This is a genomic window from Acinetobacter halotolerans, from assembly GCF_004208515.1.
Taxonomy (GTDB): Bacteria; Pseudomonadota; Gammaproteobacteria; order Pseudomonadales; family Moraxellaceae; genus Acinetobacter; species Acinetobacter halotolerans.
The window spans coordinates 290458-313339 of record NZ_SGIM01000001.1; the positions used below are offsets into that span (position 1 = coordinate 290458).

The 22882-nt window shown below is 40.5% G+C and carries 22 protein-coding genes; 20 read left to right on the top strand and 2 right to left on the bottom strand.

Annotated elements, in window-relative coordinates; genetic code table 11:
• Positions 1-109: 109 nt before the first annotated feature.
• The 20 genes from EXE30_RS01360 (at position 110) to EXE30_RS01455 (ending at position 20823) form a co-directional block, all read left to right on the top strand.
• The gene (locus EXE30_RS01360; RefSeq protein WP_130160868.1) at positions 110-598 is read left to right on the top strand and encodes a pilus assembly FimT family protein; all 489 of its coding nucleotides are present in this window, start codon (positions 110-112) and stop codon (positions 596-598) included.
• Positions 598-1098, top strand: coding sequence for a type IV pilus modification protein PilV (gene pilV / locus EXE30_RS01365; protein ID WP_171457307.1), 501 nt, complete (start codon positions 598-600; stop codon positions 1096-1098). The genes EXE30_RS01360 and pilV (EXE30_RS01365) overlap by 1 nt, the downstream gene beginning before the upstream one ends.
• A gap of 94 nt (positions 1099-1192) precedes the next feature.
• Positions 1193-2260 (top strand): PilW family protein, encoded by a 1068-nt coding sequence (locus tag EXE30_RS01370; RefSeq protein ID WP_228256097.1) that lies wholly within the window; start codon positions 1193-1195, stop codon positions 2258-2260.
• A complete protein-coding gene (locus tag EXE30_RS01375; RefSeq protein ID WP_130160871.1) occupies positions 2257-3045 on the top strand; it encodes a pilus assembly PilX family protein in 789 nt (262 codons plus the stop codon). The genes EXE30_RS01370 and EXE30_RS01375 overlap by 4 nt, the downstream gene beginning before the upstream one ends.
• Before the next feature lie 16 nt (positions 3046-3061).
• A complete protein-coding gene (locus tag EXE30_RS01380; RefSeq protein ID WP_130160872.1) occupies positions 3062-6847 on the top strand; it encodes a pilus assembly protein in 3786 nt (1261 codons plus the stop codon).
• A gap of 9 nt (positions 6848-6856) precedes the next feature.
• A complete protein-coding gene (locus EXE30_RS01385) occupies positions 6857-7363 on the top strand; it encodes a type IV pilin protein (RefSeq protein ID WP_130160873.1) in 507 nt (168 codons plus the stop codon).
• Positions 7357-7815 (top strand): type IV pilin protein, encoded by a 459-nt coding sequence (locus EXE30_RS01390; protein WP_130160874.1) that lies wholly within the window; start codon positions 7357-7359, stop codon positions 7813-7815. Before EXE30_RS01385 ends, EXE30_RS01390 begins: the two co-directional genes overlap by 7 nt.
• A 312-nt stretch (positions 7816-8127) precedes the next feature.
• Positions 8128-8802 carry a pilus assembly FimT family protein gene (locus EXE30_RS01395; protein ID WP_130160875.1) on the top strand — a complete coding sequence of 225 codons (675 nt, stop codon included), beginning with the start codon at positions 8128-8130 and terminating at the stop codon, positions 8800-8802.
• Positions 8799-9287 (top strand): type IV pilus modification protein PilV, encoded by a 489-nt coding sequence (gene pilV / locus EXE30_RS01400; RefSeq protein ID WP_130160876.1) that lies wholly within the window; start codon positions 8799-8801, stop codon positions 9285-9287. Before EXE30_RS01395 ends, pilV (EXE30_RS01400) begins: the two co-directional genes overlap by 4 nt.
• 1 nt (position 9288) lies before the next feature.
• Positions 9289-10503 carry a PilW family protein gene (locus EXE30_RS01405; RefSeq protein ID WP_130160877.1) on the top strand — a complete coding sequence of 405 codons (1215 nt, stop codon included), beginning with the start codon at positions 9289-9291 and terminating at the stop codon, positions 10501-10503.
• Between the two features lie 2 nt (positions 10504-10505).
• Complete coding sequence (locus tag EXE30_RS01410; protein ID WP_130160878.1) at positions 10506-11240, top strand: pilus assembly PilX family protein; 735 nt, start codon at positions 10506-10508, stop codon at positions 11238-11240.
• Positions 11241-11253: 13 nt separating this feature from the next.
• Positions 11254-15486 (top strand): PilC/PilY family type IV pilus protein, encoded by a 4233-nt coding sequence (locus EXE30_RS01415; RefSeq protein WP_130160879.1) that lies wholly within the window; start codon positions 11254-11256, stop codon positions 15484-15486.
• Positions 15470-15949 carry a type IV pilin protein gene (locus tag EXE30_RS01420; protein WP_130160880.1) on the top strand — a complete coding sequence of 160 codons (480 nt, stop codon included), beginning with the start codon at positions 15470-15472 and terminating at the stop codon, positions 15947-15949. The genes EXE30_RS01415 and EXE30_RS01420 overlap by 17 nt, the downstream gene beginning before the upstream one ends.
• 165 nt (positions 15950-16114) lie before the next feature.
• Entirely contained in the window at positions 16115-16372 is a 258-nt protein-coding gene (gene rpsP, locus EXE30_RS01425; protein ID WP_165382351.1) for a 30S ribosomal protein S16, read from the top strand.
• 25 nt (positions 16373-16397) lie between these two features.
• Positions 16398-16946, top strand: coding sequence for a ribosome maturation factor RimM (gene rimM / locus EXE30_RS01430; protein WP_130160881.1), 549 nt, complete (start codon positions 16398-16400; stop codon positions 16944-16946).
• Between the two features lie 45 nt (positions 16947-16991).
• Positions 16992-17732 (top strand): tRNA (guanosine(37)-N1)-methyltransferase TrmD, encoded by a 741-nt coding sequence (trmD, locus tag EXE30_RS01435; protein ID WP_130160882.1) that lies wholly within the window; start codon positions 16992-16994, stop codon positions 17730-17732.
• A gap of 137 nt (positions 17733-17869) precedes the next feature.
• Positions 17870-18241 carry a 50S ribosomal protein L19 gene (rplS, locus tag EXE30_RS01440; RefSeq protein WP_121928903.1) on the top strand — a complete coding sequence of 124 codons (372 nt, stop codon included), beginning with the start codon at positions 17870-17872 and terminating at the stop codon, positions 18239-18241.
• 309 nt (positions 18242-18550) lie between these two features.
• Positions 18551-19444, top strand: coding sequence for a tRNA pseudouridine(55) synthase TruB (gene truB, locus EXE30_RS01445; protein ID WP_130160883.1), 894 nt, complete (start codon positions 18551-18553; stop codon positions 19442-19444).
• A gap of 11 nt (positions 19445-19455) precedes the next feature.
• Positions 19456-20226, top strand: a complete 771-nt coding sequence (locus EXE30_RS01450) for a TSUP family transporter (protein WP_121928901.1) — start codon at positions 19456-19458, stop codon at positions 20224-20226.
• Between the two features lie 150 nt (positions 20227-20376).
• Positions 20377-20823 (top strand): hemerythrin domain-containing protein, encoded by a 447-nt coding sequence (locus tag EXE30_RS01455; RefSeq protein ID WP_130160884.1) that lies wholly within the window; start codon positions 20377-20379, stop codon positions 20821-20823.
• Between the two features lie 22 nt (positions 20824-20845).
• Here the strand turns inward: EXE30_RS01455 and EXE30_RS01460 are convergent, their stop codons facing one another.
• Positions 20846-21709 carry an EamA family transporter gene (locus EXE30_RS01460; protein WP_121928900.1) on the bottom strand — a complete coding sequence of 288 codons (864 nt, stop codon included), beginning with the start codon at positions 21707-21709 and terminating at the stop codon, positions 20846-20848.
• Positions 21710-21801: 92 nt separating this feature from the next.
• On the bottom strand, positions 21802-22683 hold the full coding sequence (locus EXE30_RS01465; RefSeq protein WP_130160885.1) for an EamA family transporter: 882 nt from the start codon (positions 22681-22683) through the stop codon (positions 21802-21804).
• Positions 22684-22882 lie beyond the last annotated feature (199 nt).

Here is a 22882-nt window from a genome sequence, read left to right on the forward strand (position 1 = left end):
GGATTACACTCCATCCGTTTTTTTTTGGTTCTCATCTGCTTTGTATTGGTTCTGTAAAAATAAAATTTAATATAGAGCTAATAAATTTAAAAAAAATTGGTACAAAGTAATGGGGAAAGGTCGGGGATTCACCTTAATCGAGTTGATGGTGACGATTGCTGTTTTGGCGATTGTCGCGATGATGGCTGCGCCTGCTTTTAATAACATGATGTTGACACAAAATCTTAATAAAAGTACTCAAAATCTGATCTCAACTTTCAATGAAGCGCGTGCAAAAGCAGTGCTTGAGCGTAGTGCGATAAAAGTGGAATTAAGGTCTGATTCAACAGGAACGCCGATTGCAAACACAGCAATGCAATTTAATTGGCAGCCTGAGTCTAAGAGTGTCTTGTCTTCCAGTTCGCCTACTGCACTTCTCTTTAATCTCAATGGTGGGGTTTGTATTGCGGATAACAGCACCCCTCCTGTATGTGTACGATTAATTGATTCAAGTAGCGATGTATTTGAGATCTGCGATAAGGCAGGCGGAAATAAATCAAAAAAAGTCAGTATATCCAAAATGGGAACGATTCAGCAGACGCAATTGGGGACATGTTAATGAATAGGTTAAATCATCAACGTGGCGTCGGTCTCGTTGAAATATTAGTAGCATTAATGATTTTGGCGATCGGGGTGTTGGGATTTGTTGCTTTGCAATACCGTGCGTTGGAGGCAAGCGCAGAAAGTACATCTCGAGTGCAAGCGATTTCAATTGCTCGTGACTTAGCAGAGAGGATACGTGTTAATCGGAATGCTTTCTCTGTTTATCAAGAGGAGATGCAAACTGCATCTAAACAAAAAGTATTTCGAACTAATTGCACTTCTACAAATTGTTCAGATACTGATTTAGCCGACTTTGATGTTTCTCAAGTAGTTAATCGGGCAGCGTCTCTTGGTATGACAATGAATATTATGGATTGTCAGAACACCAATAATAGAAGTTGCATTTATGTTGCATGGGGTGATTCAAGTGCCACAGATGGAAATGGTACCGGAGATTGTACAAATGGTAATGCCTATAACCCGACATCAACATGTGTGATTATGGAGACTTATTAAAATGGAAAAGAGTCTCTCAAATCTAAAAAAGAACTGTACCCATCGGTGTTTAGGGCATAACCCTCCATCTTATATTCAGGCAAAGCCCCGTTTTATTAACGCTCATTCGGGTTTCACATTAATCGAGCTGATGCTATCTCTTGCTTTAGGTTTAATCATCACTGCAGCAGCAATTTTATTATTTCTAACAGGGCAAAGAAGTTTGTCGATGCAGCAAGGGGTATCTGATATACAGGATAATGCAAACTTTGGCTTAAATTACATTACCCAAGACATACGGTTGACGAATTTAAATAACTCTAAAGCAATTATTAATGATGAAACTGCTGCTGCGGGAATCGTCTTAACATCATCTGTTAATGCAACATTAGATGAAACAACCACACCAGCAACACCATTAAGTAATCTTAGACGGTCAATTACAGGCACCACTGCAAATGTAAACTTACTTTCACGTAGCTCGGGAATGACTGTAGGCGCAGCGCCGATGTGGACAGGAGTTTCTAATGTCACCATTGATGGTGAAGAAACTGAGAGTGATCAGTTGGTTATCCAATATACGCCGCAATACACCACAACACGTGAGGGCACTGTGGACTACTTGGTTGGAGGATTTGATTGCGAAGGAAATGCCTTGAAATTTCTACTGGAACAAGATACCGCAAATCCAGCAAGACCGTTTGGTCGGCAAGTCGTTGTGCAACGTTATTTTTTAAGAGAAGACAATAATAGACAAACAAATGAACCAAACCAAGCATTAGCCTTAGCCTGTGATGCGGGGTATTACCCTGTCGATGGTTCACCTGTAAGTATTACCAATTATGGTGATGCGGGTGAAATCATTATGAAACGTGTGGATCACTTCCGAGTGTTGTTAAATGTCCAAAGTGATGTTGCTGAAGGCCGCCGTTATATTTCGATTAATGATTATTTAAATCTTGCAGCACCTCGCCCACGGATTGTATCTGTTCAACTAGGCATGCTCGTGCGTTCGGCACAATCTGTTGGCACAGATAGTGCCATAAAGAATGATCAGGAGTTTATGGTGTTAGATCAAGCCATCAAAGTAAAAGTACCAGAAAATACAAATACTAAATATGTGAGGCAAATTGTATCTCAAACCATTGCTTTGCGTAATGTTTTTGGGGAGCGTGGTCAATGAGGAATAATCAAGTTGGTGCAACACTCATAGTTGTGCTTATTTTTTTGGTTGCGATTACGGTGATTGGGACGATTGCTATTCGTCAAAGTATCGTGGGGCTGAATATCGCAACAAATAGCCAGGTCGCGCAGCTGGTTATGCAAAACTCGGATGCAGCCTTTTTCAATGTCGAACATGCAGAGAATCTGATACAAAGTTTCAGTGGAAGTGGCATGTTTGGCTATATCAATAATGAAAATGATAAAGATAAAGAATTGGTATTTTGTTTTCGTGGTGACCAGGAACGTTTTTTTGATATTAATAAAGTGAGCATTATGCAATGGGAGTCGAGTAAAACTAAGCCTACGGCTGATGCGCTTGGTAAAGATGGTTATTGTGATGCGCGTACAAATGTTTCTGGGAATTGGTTTACTAGTGGCAGAAAAGCAGTCATGACCCAAGTTGCTGTGAAGTTTCCAACTGCTACTGAACAAGATGCTTTTTATGATCGGCAGCGAGGGATAGATCCCAAAGAAGCACAAATTGAAGATGCTAAGCGCGTAAAAATTTTTGCTGTTTCTTTAATGCCCAGCTTAACAAGCGTGGATAGAAATTTGATTAATGTTTGTTTGCAAGAGCGTATGAGTGATCTTTCCATTCCTGATGACACCTCCATGCCTACGATTCCCTCTGGGACAGAAGATAAAGACAATCCACTCAAAACAGTTACAGAGTGTTTAGCAAGTTTGAACGTGCCATTTACTACACAAGTGAGTGAATACACGATTACCCAGAATTTCTCTTGAGTGGGAGTAAATAAAGATGAAAAATAAAATGAAAGAAAGCAAACCAGCAAAGTTTTATCGTCAAAAGTTACTCGTAACTGCTATTACGGCTCTGTGCTCAGGGATGGTGATCACAAGTGTAGTGAAAGCAAGTGATATTGATATTTACCAAGAAGCAAAGTCTGGTGAAATTACTTTGATGCTTTTGCTCGATTTGTCAGGAAGTATGAATCGTAATGCAAGTGGTGGTAGCTCAGCATGCGATATTCCAAGTGGTGTGAGTGCGACCACAGTGAGAACTAGCACGACAGAGGTTTATATTGCTGGCGTGAATGCTTATGAACGCAGATGGTGCCAAAATGGTACATCTAATAGCGCTACTAGATATTATGATCGAATCACGCGCTTAAAAGATGGATTGATCGATTTATTATACGGTAATCCGCACAAAAATATTACAAGACTATCTGATGACAAAGTTATTGGTTTGTCGACATTTCAGGGAAATGATGGTTATATTCGAATACCAGCTCGTCCTTTAGGTGAGATTGTTGGTGGGCGAACGCAAAGACAAATTTTAATTGATGAGGTTAGTGGTTTAGTTGCAGATGGCACCACACCAACATTTAGAGCTTTTACGGATGTTGCATCTTATATGATGGGGACAAACACCCAGAGAAGAGCACAAAGAAATAATAGCGTATATTATTTTAGTTATAATAATAGTGGAATTAAATATAGGACTTGTACTCAGTGGAGCACCACTGGTGAGTGTACGACATTTGCTGCACAAACCACAACGAATCCTGTTCCTGCGGGGGCGAATTTTCAACAAGTTGCTTGTTCATATCGATTTAGTACCACAGGTGCGCAAATTCCATTGTTGAGTAGTGGAACACTTTATAATGGTACATGTTATCGTTCGGATTGGTCGATTAGTACCGCTACTTCAAACAGTGGTTATCCTAAATCTTATAATGAAACTAAAGTGATAGAAGAGTTTCGTTATCGTTCCCCTAGTTCATTAACTCAGGCAGCAGAGATAAAAAAATGTAGCGGGCAGGGTATTTACGTATTAACAGATGGTGAACCTACCCCTAGTCAGGACCCTCTGGATTTAATGAGAAATGCTCTGAACGATCAGGGTTTTAGTTGTTCTGCCTCTTGGGGGGCGGGCAGTGATTGGAACTGTGCTTATACTTTCAATAATAACTTATTATTAAATAATAGCAGCACAAACCCCTTAGATTTAAAAGTTAAAACAGCCATAGTTGGGTTTGGTTCATCCTTTAACAGTGTTGAATCTTTTGATAAGGCAAAAACACAAGCTGAGAATATTGCAGCATTGGGTACGATTAATACTAATGTAAAAAAAGCCGCATATTGGGGAATTATTGGTGAAGGGGGGTGGTACTCAGGAAATAGCTCAGAAGATATTGTCAATAGCGTCAATTCATTCTTAGGTAATTTGGGCACAGATATTCCAGCAGTTACCACGGGCTCTCCAACTGTACCAAAAGATAGTTTAAACCCAGCTGTTTTACAAAAGCAGGCTTATTTTCCTCAATTTCAACCAACACCAGATAAATCGTATCAGCTTTGGGCAGGAAACCTCAAAAAATACAATGTTACTATGGGGGTATTGAAGGACAAGGCGGGTAACAATATTGTCGATAGTCAAGGTCGAATCGTTGATAATTATGATTTATGGTCTCCGGCCGTCAGTACTAATCCTGCTATTAAGGATGGTGAAGAAGATATTTATGGAAGTACAAAGTTTGCATTAAAAGGCGGGGCTTGGTCACAACTGAAACTTAAAATGAATACGGAAACGACAGTTGATAATCGAAAATTATTAACTAATCGTATTGCAAATGGGACTGGAGCAGCAGCGACATTTGTTACAGGAACAAGTCTACGTCGAATCAGTAGTACTGATTTAGTGGATACAACCTATAAAAATGATGTAAACCGTGGTTATTTAATGCAATTGTTGGGTTACAACGTGAACCCATCGAATCCCGAGATTACTGCGACTACGCCTGAACTTCGGCAAATTGGTGCTGTTATGCATTCTTCGCCATTGCTTGTAACGAACAAAGGAAAGGTTGTTTATAAAAATGGTGCCCTTGTAACAGAAAATCGAGAAGACTTTGTTTTGTTTGGAACAACTCAGGGATTGTTACATGTGGTTGATGCTAAAACGGGACAGGAAAAGTTTGCATTTGTACCGAATGAAATGATTGAAGCGCAAAAAGAAGCCTTTCAAAAGTATGATACGACCTCAGGTGGTTTAGCTAATTTGTACTATGGGGTTGATGGGCCTTGGACAACATACACGGAATATGTGATTGATGGATCTGGTAATTTAACGGTTGGTACGGGTAAAGGAACGGCTCAGAAAGGTAAGCAAATTGCTTACGGTGGATTGCGAATGGGCGGGCGTAGTTACTATGCTCTAAATTTGCAGGATATTAATAATCCAGAATTACTTTTTCATATTTCTCCTGATGAAAAGAAAATCTATAGTCGTGATGGTTCTATAACTACCTACAATGAATTAGGAGATATGGGGCAAAGCTGGTCTAAACCTGCAATTACATGGGTTAAATGGAATAAACAACGTAAACGCGTCATGATTGTTGGTGGGGGCTATGATGCTGGCGGTGCTGATGGGAAAGCCAATACTGGTGGCTATGAAAGTGACACATATAACCAAACCAATAAAAGAGGTGGTGGGGTATATATGTTCGACGCTGACAACGGAAAACTACTTTGGTGGGCAGGGGCGAGTACAACTGCGGCATCATCAAATGTCGTTAAGACATCAGCAAGTGATTTAAAATATAGTGTAGTCAGTGAAATTCGTACTGAAGATAGGAATGGTGATGGTTTAGCTGATCATTTGTATTTTGGTGATCTAGGTGGGCAATTGTTCCGTATTGATCTAGATAACAATGCGGCATCGACCAAAGATTTTGCTAAGACACCTCGGCGTTTATTGAATTTAAATGCAGCAGAAAAGAGCCCACGTTTTTATGAGATGCCCTCTTTCTCAGTTTATGATTATGCAGGTCAAACTTTTGCTGTTGTGTCGATTGGGAGTGGAAATCGTAGTTTACCGCTGAAAGACTATACGGTGGGTACATCAGGCTACGACTATGAGGCAGTGTATAATATTTATGATCGAGATGTTGCTGCTCGCAATTTATATAAGTCTGGATACACATTTTTGACGCCAACGTTAACGAAAGCTGATTTGGGTGAGATTACTCAAGATAATCGTAATGATGACTCAACACTGGTTGCACCTTATCCGATGTCTTCAACTGCGAAACAAGGTTGGTATTACAGATTTAAATCAAATAAATTGCAAAGTGCAAAAGTATTTTCCACACCAATTGCGTTGAATAACCGTTTGTTTGTCTCTACATTTGATGGTAGTAAACCTGGTCTTTCAGGTGATTGTGGTGCAGGGGTTAAAGGGGAGAGCTTCTTAAATCAATTCTGTCTACCTTATGGTCAGTGTAATAAAAACTTAGTAACAGATTCTGGTATTGCTTGTAGCACAGGTGATGGGTGCTCATTAGGTGCTGGAATTCAATATACTGCAATTGTTGATGATACAAAAGATTGTGATCCTACAGATCCGACATGTACACCAAATAGTAGTGGTGGATCAAATCCAGAAGATGGCAGTAACAATAAGAACTATTGTCTTGCAACTGGGGGACGGGGGGCTACAACAGTAGGTGGAATTATTTCTACGGGAAGTAGTCGAATTTGTTTAGAACCACAACGTTGGTATGAACGTTCAAGATAGGGATGAGCAATGCTAAAAAATAGATCAACTCATTCAAAAGGTTTTACCTTAGTAGAACTTATGATCGTTGTTGTTATTGTTGCAATTTTCGCAGCAATAGCGATACCGAGTTATCAAGAATATGTTCGACGAGCGATTGCTGCCCAAGCTCAGCAAGAAATGCAGCGCTTATCGACTGAACTTGAACGGGGTAAGACGCGAAATTTCAACTACTTAGGTTTTCAAACAACACCAAATCCAATAGTTTTACCTGTTGGTGCAACAGGCGCAGCAATTCAATATACGATTACTGTGAGTGATGGAATAGATGTTAGTAAATCGTTAACTGATAGTACTGCATCAGGACAAAGTTGGGTAATGCGTGGCATGTGGAAAGCAGCGGACACAACAAATGTTGATAACTTTAGTTTTTTGATGACCAGTTCAGGAGTACGCTGTAAAAACAAAACGAAAGCTAATATTACTGCTACTAATGTCGGTAATGCAACGTGTGGTGTAGGACGTGAAGAATGGTAAAAAAAATACAAGGTTTTACGCTTATTGAATTAATGATTGTTGTTGCAATTATTGGGATTCTAGCTGCAATTGCATACCCATCTTATCAAGAGCATGTTCGTAAAACGAAGCGTACTGATGCGCAAGCAGACATGATTGAGCTTGCAAATCGTTTGCAGCGCTATAAAATTGCCAATTTTACGTTTTTAAAGTCTGGTGGAACTGCTATTGGTTTAGTTGATGTGGGCCATAGTGGCACCTTACCTCAATCAGGCGGGGCTACATTATATAATCTAACATTATCCAATGTAACGGCTGGTACTTGGACACTCACTGCTACACCAACAGGTGGGCAGTTGGGCGATGGGGATATTGTATTGAATCATCGCGGTGAACGTTGTTGGGATAAAGGTAATAAAAAGACAGGATCAACCTGTGTTCCATCCGCAACTTCTAATTGGGATGGGCGTTAATTCCCTCATAAAGTATCCTATCTTAAAGAAAAGCAAATACCGAAAGGTGTTTGCTTTTCTGCTTTCTAAAGTTTGGATAAGGTTAATTTTTTATATTTTGATTGTTTTTTATACTAAAAATAAGCTTTATTTTGTGATGTATTTATCTTTATTCTAATAAAAATTGTTTTGTATTTAATAATTTTGCAGTTATCCGACAATATCTACCTTTCATCCATAAAAAATAGATTTCATGGCGTTTTGGTAGGAAATTGATAATTAAACATTAGAACATAAATCAAAACTATAAAAATTGTGCATATGGAGGGCGATATGCAACAAGTCATTTACTCCAAGCTTAACGCTTCGCCTTGTACTCGAAGCGCAGCTTCTCGTGTTGCTCCATCGAGTGACTTCGAGCATAGCTCTCCGTCTTGTGCTCAGACAAAGTTGCACTTTATTTATCCTCATACTCAAAGCACAGCTTTTCGTCTTTCTCCATCGGGTAACTTCGAGCATAGTTCTTCGTCTTGCGCTCAGACAAAGTTATACTTTGTTTATCCCCGCTCAGGATTTACGTTATTTGAACTGATTGTGACAATTACAATAATTGCAATCCTTGCAGTGATGGCTGCACCCTCTTTTGCCAGTATCTATTCACGTCAAAAACTAGAATCTTCGGCACGTGAAGTGGCAATGAAAGTATCAGAAGCTAGAGCCCAAGCCGTGATGCTTCGAGAGTCAACAGGTGTTTGTTTAAGTTCATTATCAGAAACCAATTGTTCAACAGCACTTACGATCACGGATACCAATAAGAATAGAATTTTTGTGGCGCATTTGGACAAAGGTGTGACAGTTGATAGTCGCTCAGAAACTTATCTTAAATTTAGAAACAATGGCAGTGTAGCTGCTGCTACCAATTTTATTTTACTGCGGAATGGCTTTTCTTATTGTATTGCTGTTGGGATAACGGGTGATACAACAATAAAAGAGGGAGCTTGCACATGAATTATAACAAACAAAAAGGTGTAGGTTTAGTTGAAGTTTTAGTTGCGCTATTACTTCTAGCAATCGCTGTACTTGGTTTTGCTGCCTTACAGTTGAAAGCAGTCGATGCCAGTTTGGAAGCGAGTAAGCAAGTGATTGGATTGACGATTGCTCGTGATTTGGCTGAACGGATGAGAGCAAACCCTCAAGCTGTTAGAGATGGAAATTATAATGTTGGTGCGTTAACCATTCCGACAGAAGATGTTGCAACAACGGCAGGCGATGCTGCAAGTATCGCAGAACAAGATCTAAATAATGCGGCTGTACAAGCGAAGAATAATGGAATGAATCTATCGATTGCTGACTGTCCAACTGGAAATACACGGCAGTGTATTTATGTCGCATGGGAAGAGACAACTTTGGCAGGCAGTCAAGGGGTAGAGTCATGTATTAAAGATGGTGTGTATATAAAAGGATCACACTGTTTGTTTTTGGAGGCTTATTAAAATGAAAAGAAGTCTCTTAAAACATGCTGTGCACAGTTCTCTGCATTACATCGCTAGCCCTCGTACTCGAAGCAAGGCTCCTCGTCTTGCGGTATCGGGCCACTTCGAGCATAGCTCTCCGTCTTGCGCTCGGAACTCTCGTCCTCGAAGCATAGCTTCTCATCTTGCGGCACAGGGTCACTTCGAGCATAGCTCTCCGTCTTGCGCTCGGACAAAGTTTCACTTTGTTAACTCTCGCTCAGGATTTACCTTGATCGAACTCATGATTTCACTTGCGTTAGGTCTGATTATTGTTGCAGCCGCAATCCAGCTTTTTATTACAGGGGTAACCAGTTATAAGCTGCAAAAAGCGATGTCACATATTCAGGACAGTGCAAGTTTTGGCTTGAACTTTATTATTGATGATGTTCGTAAAGCCAATTTAAGCTCTCCAATCCCCGCTGTTAACGATCAAATTGCTTATTCTGGAATTATCCTGACATCGAATAATGTAGGGTCAAAAATCAATCTAAACTGTGCAACCTGTTTTTCTGATAATAAGTTAACGAGTTTTGGCAACGCGAATGTAGCAGGGTTAACCAATGACCAACTCCTAATTCGTTATCAGGCACCACAAGGGGGCTTTGATTGTTCTGGAAATACATTAGCAAAAGATACATTTGTGGTGCAAAGGTATTATGTGGGTTCAACTTCAACGGATTTGCGTCAATCGTTGCGCTGTCAGGCGGCCCAATATACACAAGCGCAACTTGATCTCCTCAGTGAAACAGATCCACCGTTATCATTAGACTGGCAAGATAGTCAGGTTATTTTGCCGAATGTTGATTTTTTTCAGGTTCGTTTAGGCTATATCGATGGCGAACTGGATAATGCCGATAGCACACTCGCTTATACCGATATCAAAAACTATATGGCTTTGAGTGCTAAAAATAAAAATATTGATGGTGTAATGCGGCCTGTACGTCCACATGTTCATGCGATTCAGCTTGGTGTATTGGTCCAATCAGCAGATAGCGCTGGTAGTCAAAACATTATTAAAGAAAGAAATAAAGAACCATTTCAGGTGCTCGGTACCAAAGTAACACTCACACCCACATATCAAGATACTCGTTTACGCCAAGTGGTTGATCAAACAGTCTCGCTTAGAAATGCGATGGGTTGGGTGACTGAAGGTTGCGATAGTAGTGCAGGGTCAACATGTACAGGGGGGGCTTGAATATGATTCAGTATGAAAAAGGTTCAACGCTTATCATTGTGTTGATGATCGTGTTGATGATTACGATTATAGGAACGCTTGCGATTCGTCAGAGTATTAGCTCATTGAAATTGGTGAGTAATAATCAAATGCAAACGTTGTTATTGCAAAACTCTGATGCTGCTCTGATGGCTTTTCAGGACCCTGCATTTCGACCGCATATTACCGCTACAAATGGAATCGTTGGATTTTTTAGAAATGAAAATCATCGAGAAGCTGAATTGGTATTTTGTTTTTCGGGGGCTGAGCCATTTCAATTAAGTAATGCAAGTTATCGGCTAAATAGCTCATCTTTCTTAAACATGGCAACGGGTGGTGGAGCCTGTAATAACGATTCAGTATCTGGTGGCCGTTCGGCAGTAGTAACGCAGGTTTATATTAAACGAGAGACAGACGATGTATCAGTACCATTTGCTGACCTTGCTCGAGGGACTGAAAGCTTAGGAGCAAAAACTGAAAATAACATCCGTTTACGTGTCTATGTGGTATCGGTAATGAAGGGGTTGTTGTTCGATCCAAATAAGACGCTCTTTTTGGGGAGCACGGATACTAAACAGGGCTGTTTAACCAAAAGTATAGATAATGACGGCACAAATGAAGTGGCTGACTGTTTAAAGAATAATGAAGAAAGCCTTTTGTATAATATGCAAGTAGCAGAATATCGCTTCTTATCTGACTTTGAGCCATCAGGTTCATAAGGGAGAAAGGGTCATGAATAATAATAAAATGAAAAAACTAACAAAACGTGAGCGTAAGCAAAAAAATAGAACAAGAGGCTTGTTGTTGAGTTGCACGGTATTATCGAGTTTTTTAGTGCTATCTTCAGTTGCATCTGCAAGCGATATTGAGATTTATCAGCAAAATAATAGTAGTAATACGATTATGTTAATGGTGGATTTATCCCAAAGTATGGGAGCGGACCCAATTGCAGATTTACAGCGTGACTATCCATTATGTTTAAGTGGCAGTCTACTTGGCAATGTCACCAGTTTATTGGGCAATATCGCAACGGTTGATCTTAATTTATTAGGCTTAGTGAAATTAGATACTGGTGCGCCAACAGATCCACATTCTTGTTACATTCCCTCATTGCTGGTAACGCAAATTTTAGAAGGTGTTGATGGTATTACCAATCCTATTTTAGGTGCAGATTTACTCGGATTGAGAGGGTCTGTGCAGTATATTAAAGACAGTTGTGAGCTGGTTGAGAATCCACCGTTAGCAATTGCAGGCCCAGCTTATCGTTGTTACAACCGTTTGTACCGTGTTAAACAAGCAATCCATGATGTGATTGACGGTAATTCAGGAAAAGGGATTGATGCTTTGCCTGATAACGTTTCTGTAGGTCTGTCTGTTTTTCCAGCTATGAATCAATCAGGCACTGGAAAAAATGAGTTGGCAGGTATGATTGCAGTTGAAGCAAAGCCGCTTGATGCCGCACAACGTGCCAAAATTAAAGCAAAAATAAGTGAAGTGAGCAGTGTTGATCCCGCGGCTAGTATTACCACAAAAGTGAATGAGCTGGTTGGAAAACTCTTGGCGCTTGATCTTGTTGGCTTGATTGTTGGTGCTTTAGGTACGATTCCGACTTTAATTAATGATTTAAAAAACCTTGCTGGCTTAAGTACACCGACAGCCACAGCCTATGCTGAAACGGGCGCTTATTTACTCAGTAACACCACTAAAGGTACTGGGACTGTTGAAGTTGGTCGTGCAAGAAAAATAGAAATAAGCCTTTTAGGTATTGGATTGATAAAATTAGGAGAGTATCAAGAATGTAGTACACTTGATGAGGTAGGAAAGTGTGTTAACTGGTCGGCTCCTTTTAGGGATAATACTTTATTAGGTCTAGGCGGAAATGCGCCTGGTTGGTATAAAAATCAATGTACATCAACAAATAGTACAAATTGCCATGATGTGCCGACGACTGGAACTTCATTGATTGGTCTAGAGTTAAATCAATGGAAATCTTTCTACCGATACAATGAAAACCTTCAATATGCATCTGCATATAGCGGTTTCCCCGTATCCGTCACTGCAAGCAAATCTGGCAATCGTTATGTTGGACCGCCAGCTACGAGTGCTGAGTGTAGTGCTAAAGGGTTATATGTGTTAACCGGTAGTATCCCCGATTTAGATCCAAACTTGCTGGATGGATTATTAGGAGGGGCAACGCGAGAGCCTTTTAATTCGAGTAATAGTCCTGTACGTAAATTAATGAGTCGGTCATTAAATCCATCAAGTAATACAATTTTTAATTGTGGAACTGTTCCAAATGGATGGGTGAATGGTTCATCATCCGCGACTTGGAACTGTATTGCAAATTATGCAGGTGTTCTGAAAGACGGAACTTATAATAATGGTGTAGGTATAAAAACAGGTGTTGGGGGTATTGGTCGCGACTTTGCTCATATTCCAAATGCGAAGACATCAGAAGAGTTGGGAACAATTAAAGCACCAACCACAGTATTGTCTAGTTTACTTGGAATAGTAGGTAATCTTTTGAATGCGCTTAACGCTGTGTTGGGGTTACTAGGTTTAGATAATTTAACCAATAAATTAACCAAGTTATTAGATAATGTTGTTCCTGTACCATTAGATCCTAATCATAATGCTGATGTTGCGAACTTGGCGCGTTGGGGAGTACATGGTGGCGGTGGATGGTATCAATTATCCAGTGCTCAAAGCATTGCGGAAGGCATTCTCGACTTTAATCAAAATCTTGTTGAAATGGAGTCAGACCCAATTGGCTTACAGACGCTTCCTGCTGATCCGCTTACCCCATATCGTATGACCAATGATGTCTATAAAAGTATGTTTGAACCGACTGATAAAGCCAGTTGGTTGGGAAACTTCAAAAAATATTATACCCAAGATGATAATACAGTTTTTAAACTCAAAGATGCGTGGAGTGCAAGTGCATCTAGTTATGATGTGAAAGATTGGAATAAAGGTGGTTTACTGGCCAAGCTTGAGAGTTTGAGAACCACTGAAAATATTACAGGACGCACTTTGCTGATTAATCGTGATTGTGAAAATGATGGTCAGGGTAATATTCGATTTACTGCTACACGTCAACTTAAAGCCATTGATAATCATTATTTAGACACTTCAAATAGTAGTCGTTGTGTGCTTGACCCGAATAAACGAGATAATGCAAACGATGAGGATTATTACCTTATGAGTTTATTGGGTTACAAGTTAGAGAAGGGTGCGACGGCAAATGATCTAACTGAAGCTAATCGTAGTAATTGGCAAGTGGGCATGAATCTACATTCTACGCCAATCAAACTGACCCAAGAGGCGACTTTTGACGCAAATGGTGATGTTGTAGAGGATACTCGAAAAGATTATATGCTGTTTGGTACAACACAAGGTTTACTTCATGTGGTTGATGCTGAATCAGGCCAAGAGCAGTTTGCATTTGTTCCAAACGAAATGCTTGAAAATAGCCGACAAAGAAATGCCTTCTTAAAAGAAAAAACAGGCTTAAAAGCCAATATGGCATATGGCATAGATGGCGCTTGGACCTTATATAGTGAATATGTCTATGGCATGAAAAAAGCGAGTAACGGGAGCAGTAAAGTTATAGCTACCGTTGGTTCAATAGACTCATCAAATAGTAAAGCGCCAAAGGGAAAACAAATTGCTTATGGTGGTTTACGGATGGGTGGGCGAAGTTATTATGCACTTGACTTGATGAGTTTAAATACTCCGAAACTTAAATTTCATATTGATCCTGAGCATAGACGTATCATTAATCAAGATACGATTATAGATGACACGAATACACAAACAGCTTTGAGTCAAATGGGGCAGAGCTGGTCAAAACCGACCATTACTCAGGTCGCATGGAATGGTAAGCTGAAACGCGTCATGATCGTCGGTGGTGGTTATGACGCTCGGTATGAAGATCAAAACTATACACACCAAGCAAATGAAAAAGGTGCTGGTATATATATGTTTGATGCCGAAAATGGTGCGCTTTTATGGTGGGCCAGTGCCAATGCTGCCAGTAGTTTAAAGATTGAAGCCATGAAATATAGTGTGGTGAGCCGGATTAATACCGCAGATCGTAATGGCGATGGTTTGACGGATCATCTTTATTTTGGAGATTTGGGTGGACAGGTTTGGCGTATAGATTTTGATTCGAAGTTGGGTGTGGGCAATAACGCTGGATTTGCTCGCCTTATTTTTACAAATTCAAAAGAGCGTTTTTATGAAGCGCCTAACTTTAGTGTATATGGTTATGAACAGCCCCGTGCAGTGATTAGCATTGCTTCAGGAAACCGCAGTCTTCCATTTAGTGATAAAAGTTCAACCAGTACGATTTATAATCTTTTTGATCGAGAAGTAATTCATCCTAATTTTAAATTTGAAGCCCGAAGTGCCACAGCAAAATTTTTATTAAGCGATTTAAAAGAAATGAAAATCGCTGATTTAAATGGTGTGGCTTTAACGCTAGCTGACTTACGAGCTTCAGGTAATAAGCGTGTGCAAAATGGTTGGTATGTATCTGCTGAAACAGTGATTGGCAAGCAACTTGAACAAAATGGCAATGAAAAACAGATAACCAATACAGCGGCGAGCAAAGTATTGGGTGAAATGGTCGTGATGAATAAGAGCTTATATGCCAGTGTTTATAATCCAAACGGTACAACTGATGGTTGTCGGGTACAAGCGCAAGGCATTACTACGGTACAACGTTATTGTTTACCATTTGGTGTTTGTGAGCAAAATGTTTCCGAAATGAGCTTTGGCGCAGGTCGGGGTATTGTTGATGTTATGGCGGGTGTTGGTACTGGACTCGACAAGAAAAATGAGGCGACACGTCAAATTTTAAACCCAAATGCCAAAGATAGCATCATTGGTGGAAATGCCATGCCAATCAACACCATGCGCCGTCAACTTGTGCCACTCAAATGGTATGAAAGCAATGAATAAACAATCGGCATTTACACTCATTGAACTGATGGTCACTGTCGCTATCATTGCTATTTTGGCAGCGATAGCGATCCCCAGCTATGACATTTACATACGTCGTGCAGATTTATCAACGGCACAACAAGAGATGCATAAAGTCGCAGCTCTATTAGAAAAACATCGGACACGTAACTTCAGTTATGATGGTTTCGTATTGAAAGGAACCTCGACAAATAAAGGACCTTACTTCGATGTTCCGAATGCAACCAATACAACTTTGCTGATTCCATTGGATACGACAACAGGAAAGCAAAAATTTACTTTGATTTTGAACGTAAATTCACAGGCTTGGTCACTCAAAGCCGAAAGCCAAAGTCCCCGTAATTATTCCTTATTACTCACCAGTACGGGCATAAAATGTAAAACCAAAACCACGGCCAATATTACCAATCAGAGTTGTGGTACAGAATCAGAAGATTGGTAATGAATTTGGATTTCAAACATTTAAATTCAAAGCTGCGGATAACTTAATATTTAATCTTTCTTTCAGTCTAAATTTAACGTAGAATGTCGCCCTCTATTAAAGGGGTTTGAAATGCTGTCGATGGTCGGCGCAGGGATAATCCGTAAAAACTATAAGGTTGTTCTCATGGTTGTTATTCGTTTAGCGCGCGGTGGTGCAAAAAAACGTCCATTCTATCAAATTATTGTGACTGATAGCCGCAATGCGCGTGATGGTCGTTTCATCGAGCGTATCGGTTTCTTTAACCCAACTGCACAAGGTCAAGCGGAAAAACTTCGTTTAGATGCTGATCGTTTTGCACACTGGGTTGCTCAAGGCGCTCAACCTTCAGAGCGTGTTGCTTCTTTAGCTGCTCAAGCTAAGAAAGCTGTAGCTGCTGCATAACTATTTGTATTGTAGTAGGTAACCCATGACACCAATACAGAATGTACCAGAAGATCGTATTCAGATTGGACAGTTACGTTCAGCTTATGGATTGAATGGGTGGCTTTGGGTTTATTCAAATACTGAACCTATGAGCAATATGTTTGACTACCTTCCTTGGTACATTGAGACAAAGGAAGGTTGGCAAACAATCGATGTGAAACGTTGGAAACCCCATGGCAAAGGCTTGGTTGTTGCGTTAAAAGGTGTAAATGATCGCACTGGCGCAGAAAACTTAGTTGGCGTGGATATCTGGATTGCCAAATCACAGCTTCCAAAAGCGGATGTGAACGAGTATTACTGGTCTGATCTTAAAGGCTTAACCGTGTTAGGTCTGGATGATGAAGAACAAGAAGTTAATCTCGGTCAAATCTATGAGCTGTTTGAAACGGGCGCCAATGAAGTCATGGTTGTAAAAGCAACCCTTGACAGCGTTGACTCCGAGGAGCGCATGATTCCTTGGCACAAAGATGTGGTACAACGCGTTGATCTTGAAGCTGGTCGTATTTACGTCAATTGGGGCGTAGATTACTAATCCTTTAGAGGATAGTCGCGCAGCAGGATAATAAAGGAGTCTGCGGTGTTTTTTGCAGTCATCACATTATTTCCTGAGATGTTCGAAGCGATTACAGCATACGGGATTAGCGGGCGTGCATCGAAACGTGACATCGTGCAAGTCACTTGCATCAACCCACGAGATTTTGCTGAGGGCAACTACAAACGAGTGGATGAACGTCCATTTGGTGGTGGTCCTGGTATGGTGATGATGGCTGAGCCTTTGGCGAAAGCGATTTGTCATGCCAAACAACTTGCGACGCAAGCAGGCTGTATTCATGCACCTGTGGTGTATATGTCACCGCAAGGGCAAACCTTAAATGAACAGGCAGTACAACAATTCGTTGATTATGATGGCTTGATTGTATTGTGTGGGCGTTATGAAGGGGTCGATGAACGTTTAATCCAGCATTATGTTGATCAAGAATGGTCAATTGGGGATTATGTTTTATCGGGTGGTGAACTGCCTGCGATGGTGTTATTGGACAGTATCATTCGTCGTTTGCCGAACGTTATGTCTGATGAACAGTCGGCAATACAAGATTCTTTTGTGGATGGTCTATTAGATTGTCCACAATATACCAAGCCTGACCATTTTGAAGGTTTGGATGTGCCTGAGGTTTTAAAATCAGGGCATCATGCCAATATCGAGAAATGGCGGTTTTTGCAGCGCTATCAACGGACTTTAGATCGCCGACCAGAGTTGGTGGAAAAAGTTGAGTTGACCAAGCAGCAAAAGAAATGGTTAAAAAGTTTAGATACTTAAAATTATTTAAGTATAAATAGGCTCTTTATTGACTGTCTGTCATGAAGAGAAAGTTAAACGGGTCGATATGCGCTTTAGCCTCTATCCCCAGCGGTGTAAGAGACCTCTTCTCTCCCGCAATTATGGAGATTCCCACAATGAGTGGTAAACATCCTTTAGTTCAAGTAATTGAAAATGCACAGTTGAAAACTGATATCCCATCTTTTGCTCCAGGCGACACAGTTATTGTTTCGGTAAAAGTAAAAGAGGGTAACCGTGAACGTCTTCAGGCTTATGAAGGTGTTGTGATTGCGAAGAAAAACCGTGGTTTGAACTCAGCTTTCACTGTTCGTAAAATTTCTAGCGGTGTTGGTGTTGAGCGTGTTTTCCAAACTCACTCTCCAATCGTTGCTAAAATTGAAGTGAAACGTCGTGGTGATGTACGTCGTGCGAAACTTTACTACTTACGTGGATTGACTGGTAAAGCTGCACGTATTCGTGAAAAGTTACCAGCTCGTAAACAAGGTTAATTTTAACGTTGTTTTAAAGCAAAAAAATGCGCCAATAGGCGCATTTTTTTATGGCATATTTATTATTCTTATAATTTAAGTCGCATAGTAGGTCGATGATTCATCTCAACAGGATCAAGCCCCAGCATTGGCATGATTGCTTTTAAGCACAAGTCATTGGGTCTATGTATGTCTTAAGTGGTGAAAAAAATGATTTTGAGTATTAAATTGACGATTGGTCTACCTTTATCTGTATTCATAATGAGTTAAAGGTGCAACTTTTTCTGGATAGTTTTGCTAAAATGTCGCTTTGTATTTCGACTCTTATTTATGAAAAAAAGTGCTTATCGTCATCTAAGTGGTGTGTTTTTATTAAATAAGCCTTTAGGAATCAGTTCAAACTCCGCATTACAAAAAGTACGTCGACTGTTTAATGCTCAGAAAGCAGGGCACACAGGGTCTTTAGATCCTTTGGCGACGGGACTATTACCCATATGCTTGGGTGAAGCAACTAAGTTTTCACATTATTTACTCGATTCAAGTAAACGTTATCAAACGACAGTCAAGTTGGGTCAAACGACCACGACGGGTGATGTCGAAGGTGAAATTCTCCAGCAGAGAGAAGTACCACACCTAACCTTAGAAAGCATTGAACAGGTTTTGGCGCAATTTCGTGGTGATATTCAGCAAATTCCACCGATGTATTCAGCTTTAAAACGAGATGGGCGTCCGTTGTATGAGTTGGCGCGTCAAGGCATTGAGATTGAAAGAGAAGCACGTCCAGTCACGATTTATGACTTAACTTTGGTAAGCTTTACTGAAGATACTCTGACTTTAGATGTGACATGTTCAAAAGGAACTTATATTCGTGTACTTGGCGAAGATATTGGTGAAGCCTTAGGTTGCGGTGGACATTTGACTCATTTGCATCGTATTCAAACAGGTCATTTTGAGATAAATCCAGACTATACCATTGAGTATTTGGAAAGCGTATCGCAAGAACAACGAGATGCTTTATTGCTTCCTGTATATGCACCTATTGCACATTTTCCTAGAGTTCAGTTGCCAGAAGGACGCGAAAAGTATTTTGGTAATGGTCAGGAAAGTAATATTGAGCATGAGGCGGTTGCGGAAGTATTGGTGTTCGATGGTGAACGTTGTTTAGGTTTGGCTGAAATCACTGATAAGAAACGTCTAGTGCCAAAACGCCTCTTGAATTTGTAGAGTAGTCATCGATGGAATGGGAACTGATTCTGAGTCTCGTGTTCTTTGCATTTTGTGCAGGAACCATTGATGCAGCTGTTGGCGGTGGGGGATTGATCCAAATCCCTGCCTTGATGGGGGCCTTACCTCAAACAGCCCCAGCCACTATTTTTGGTACCAATAAATTGGCATCCATCTGTGGTACAGCATCAGCAGCCTTTTCATTTGTACGGCGAGTTAAATTGAAGTGGCCATTGTTGGCGGTGATTGCGCTCTTTGCCTTTGTGAGCTCTTTTGCTGGCGCTGCATGTGTTTCCATGATTCCCACTCATATTTTAAGACCTTTCGTCTTGGTCATGCTGATCGTGATTGCGATTTATACCTTGATGAAAAAGCAGTTCGGCCAAGTCCATGTGGATCAACGAATCACACCAAAGTTACTGATTTTTGCTGCAATTGGTAGTCTTGCGATAGGTTTTTATGATGGAATTTTTGGTCCAGGAACGGGTAGTTTCTTTATTTTCTTCTTTATCCGTTTTTTACAGGTCGATTTTTTACATGCTTCAGCCCTGTCTAAAATTGGAAATTTCATGACCAATTTGGCTGCCTTGAGCTTTTTTATTCCGACAGGACATGTGCTATTTGGTTTAGGTTTGATGATGGCTGTGGCGAATATTGCGGGTTCATTATTGGGCGTCCGTTTGGCCTTAAAATATGGCAGTGGATTTATCCGTATCCTCTTTCTGATTTTAGTGAGTATTTTAATTTGTCGCTTGGGCTATCAGATTTTGGTTGCAGCTTAAATCTAAAAATAAAATTTTCACTACAAAAACATACTTAAATAGCGCTGTATAAAAAAACGACACTTTCTAATATGGAAGATTAGCCAAGTACAACAACATGATGAATTTAAATCATATGTTGATGTTAACAGCCAATCATAGAGGTGATCGATGAATATATTTGAAGCACTCAGAGAAAGTCATGAGCAACAACGTAGCCTAGCTCAGAAACTCATTGCGACCAGTGGTATGAGTGATGAACGAAAACAATTATTCGAATTATTGAAAAATGAATTATATGCTCATTCGGTTGCCGAGGATCGCTACTTATATATTCCATTGATGTTTGATGATGTGGGTTTAGGTATTACCCGCCATGCTTTGGCAGAACACCATGAAATGGATGAATTGATCGAAAAACTAGAAGAAACGGATATGAGTAATCCGAGCTGGTTGGCAACTGCTAAACAGCTCAGTGAGACAGTTCATCATCACTTAAAAGAAGAAGAACATACGTTTTTTCAACAGGCTGGGAAAATCCTCTCTGATCGCGAGAAAGAAAGCCTCGCTCAGAAATATTTAAAGGAATATGGTAAATATAAGATCTCTGAAACTTAATACGGACCGATCCATCACCACGTCAGGAAACTTGTTTTTCCCCGCGTAAGGTTACGCCGATGGAGGCTGCCATAATACAAGCAAGCGCAACCCATTGAATCAAGCTGATTTGCTCATGCAAGATGACCAAGCCTGCCAAAGCAGCTAAGGCTGGTGCGAGGCTAGTGAGCGTACCATAGCTGAGTTTACTTAAGCGTTTGAGTGCCATTAAGTCCAGTGCATAAGGTATAGCCGTTGCTAGCACTGCAATGACTAAGGCTTTGCCCCAGTATTGGGTGTCAAGTAGGACTGGGGCATTATTCCATAGACCAAAAGGCAATAGGATCAATGCCGATAAACCAATCGCAATGGTGAGCGCATGCATGCCGATATTTTGTTGCGCAACACGATGTCCATAATAAATATAAAAGGCCCAGAAAAACCCAGCACCGAGAGCACAAGCTGCCCCAATATAAGAAAAATTATCTTGGTTAGCATCGTGCCATGGGACCATCAGTGCAATCCCTAATATTGCAAAAATCACCCAAATATAATCACTACGCTGTTTGATTGAGAGTAATGCCAAACTCAAAGGTCCGATAAACTCCAAACCCACGGCAATCCCTTGGGGCAGTTTACCTAAAGAGGTATAAAACAAGATATTCATACAGCCCAGAGAAGCACTATAAAGCAATAGATCTCGCCATTTGAGTTGTTTGAGTTTGGATAAAATTGTCCATGAGCGGAACATGATTGCCACGATAATAGTCGCAAAGCAAAGCCTTAAAATCGTCACTGTCAGTGGGTCGAGTGTTGTGATCAGTTGCTTGGCAAATGAGGCACTAATCTGATAGGCAACCATGGATAAAACCATGTACAGCACTGCAACCAATTGAAGATTTTTCATGGCAGATCTACCAAATAAGTTTAAGAAAACCTAAACAACAGGCGTGATTATGATACGCCCTGACAGGTACATTTTTGTTGCAAAGCGGCATTTTATTTTGCCTCTTTTTTTTGGCGGGCTTGCTGCATGGTAAAGGTACAGCCAATCGAGGCGATGATGATGGTAGCAAGTGCGAGCCACTGATTCCACAATAGTTTTTCACCGAGAAATACAAATCCAGAAAGTGCGGCAACAGCAGGCTCTAGACTCATCAAAGTGCCAAAACTCAATGGTGTCAGATTACGCAAAGCGATCATTTCCAATGAGAATGGCAAGGCACTGGCGAGAATGGCAAGCCCAATAAAATAATATAAATTGGGGAGTTCAAATACACGATCCATCGCACCAGAAAAAGCAGCAAATGGCAGTAAACAAAGCATACCAATACTCATGCCTAAACAAACCGTATGGTTGCCCGAAATGCCTGAGGGTTTTTGTCCTGCAATAATATACATGGCCCAACAAGCACCTGCACTGACAGCAAAAAATACCCCCACCAAATCGAGACTTTGTTGGGCTTGTTGCATGGGGAACAATAACGCTAAGCCCAAAATCGCACAACCGACCCAGATAAAGTCATATTTTTGGCGAGCATAGTAGAGCGCGACACTTAAAGGTCCAATAAATTCAAACGCAACGGCAAGACCAAGCGGTAAACGTTCAAGTGATAAATAGAACAACCCATTCATCCCAGCCAGTGCGACGCCATAACTCAGGATGGCTTTCCAGCGAACCGCACGAAAATCAATGGTCCAGATTTTAAAAATCACAGCCAAAATGATTGCACCAAAACATAATCGCATCGCAGAAACAGTTAATACTGGAAAACTCTGAAATAACATTTTGGCTAAAGAACCACTGCCTTGGACACAGATCATCGCAAGCATCAGTAGTGCAATGGCAGACAGCGGTGACTTTAAAATCGAGTTGGACATTTATTCATCAATCGAGTTAGTGTAACTTTCACATAATAAGTGAATTCTAACCAAAGATCAGGATCGAAACGAGCAGAATTTTAGTTTATTGGTAGGTGTCGTTTTATACGCTCATGATTCTTTAATTAACGTTAACATCCTTTTAAAAATTATTTGTTTGTGGGTTTAGAGCATTCGAGCTTTAAACCGTAACTTTTTG

What these genes read in the sequence shown, in the direction of transcription:
- EXE30_RS01360 (WP_130160868.1), top strand. Translation starts at nt 110, where the DNA reads ATGGGGAAAGGTCGGGGATTCACCTTAATCGAGTTGATGGTGACGATT.
- pilV (WP_171457307.1), top strand. Translation starts at nt 598, where the DNA reads ATGAATAGGTTAAATCATCAACGTGGCGTCGGTCTCGTTGAAATATTA.
- EXE30_RS01375 (WP_130160871.1), top strand. Translation starts at nt 2,257, where the DNA reads ATGAGGAATAATCAAGTTGGTGCAACACTCATAGTTGTGCTTATTTTT.
- EXE30_RS01380 (WP_130160872.1), top strand. Translation starts at nt 3,062, where the DNA reads ATGAAAAATAAAATGAAAGAAAGCAAACCAGCAAAGTTTTATCGTCAA.
- EXE30_RS01385 (WP_130160873.1), top strand. Translation starts at nt 6,857, where the DNA reads ATGCTAAAAAATAGATCAACTCATTCAAAAGGTTTTACCTTAGTAGAA.
- EXE30_RS01390 (WP_130160874.1), top strand. Translation starts at nt 7,357, where the DNA reads ATGGTAAAAAAAATACAAGGTTTTACGCTTATTGAATTAATGATTGTT.
- EXE30_RS01395 (WP_130160875.1), top strand. Translation starts at nt 8,128, where the DNA reads ATGCAACAAGTCATTTACTCCAAGCTTAACGCTTCGCCTTGTACTCGA.
- pilV (WP_130160876.1), top strand. Translation starts at nt 8,799, where the DNA reads ATGAATTATAACAAACAAAAAGGTGTAGGTTTAGTTGAAGTTTTAGTT.
- EXE30_RS01405 (WP_130160877.1), top strand. Translation starts at nt 9,289, where the DNA reads ATGAAAAGAAGTCTCTTAAAACATGCTGTGCACAGTTCTCTGCATTAC.
- EXE30_RS01410 (WP_130160878.1), top strand. Translation starts at nt 10,506, where the DNA reads ATGATTCAGTATGAAAAAGGTTCAACGCTTATCATTGTGTTGATGATC.
- EXE30_RS01415 (WP_130160879.1), top strand. Translation starts at nt 11,254, where the DNA reads ATGAATAATAATAAAATGAAAAAACTAACAAAACGTGAGCGTAAGCAA.
- EXE30_RS01420 (WP_130160880.1), top strand. Translation starts at nt 15,470, where the DNA reads ATGAAAGCAATGAATAAACAATCGGCATTTACACTCATTGAACTGATG.
- rpsP (WP_165382351.1), top strand. Translation starts at nt 16,115, where the DNA reads ATGGTTGTTATTCGTTTAGCGCGCGGTGGTGCAAAAAAACGTCCATTC.
- rimM (WP_130160881.1), top strand. Translation starts at nt 16,398, where the DNA reads ATGACACCAATACAGAATGTACCAGAAGATCGTATTCAGATTGGACAG.
- rplS (WP_121928903.1), top strand. Translation starts at nt 17,870, where the DNA reads ATGAGTGGTAAACATCCTTTAGTTCAAGTAATTGAAAATGCACAGTTG.
- truB (WP_130160883.1), top strand. Translation starts at nt 18,551, where the DNA reads ATGAAAAAAAGTGCTTATCGTCATCTAAGTGGTGTGTTTTTATTAAAT.
- EXE30_RS01450 (WP_121928901.1), top strand. Translation starts at nt 19,456, where the DNA reads ATGGAATGGGAACTGATTCTGAGTCTCGTGTTCTTTGCATTTTGTGCA.
- EXE30_RS01455 (WP_130160884.1), top strand. Translation starts at nt 20,377, where the DNA reads ATGAATATATTTGAAGCACTCAGAGAAAGTCATGAGCAACAACGTAGC.
- EXE30_RS01460 (WP_121928900.1), bottom strand. Translation starts at nt 21,709, where the DNA reads ATGAAAAATCTTCAATTGGTTGCAGTGCTGTACATGGTTTTATCCATG.
- EXE30_RS01465 (WP_130160885.1), bottom strand. Translation starts at nt 22,683, where the DNA reads ATGTCCAACTCGATTTTAAAGTCACCGCTGTCTGCCATTGCACTACTG.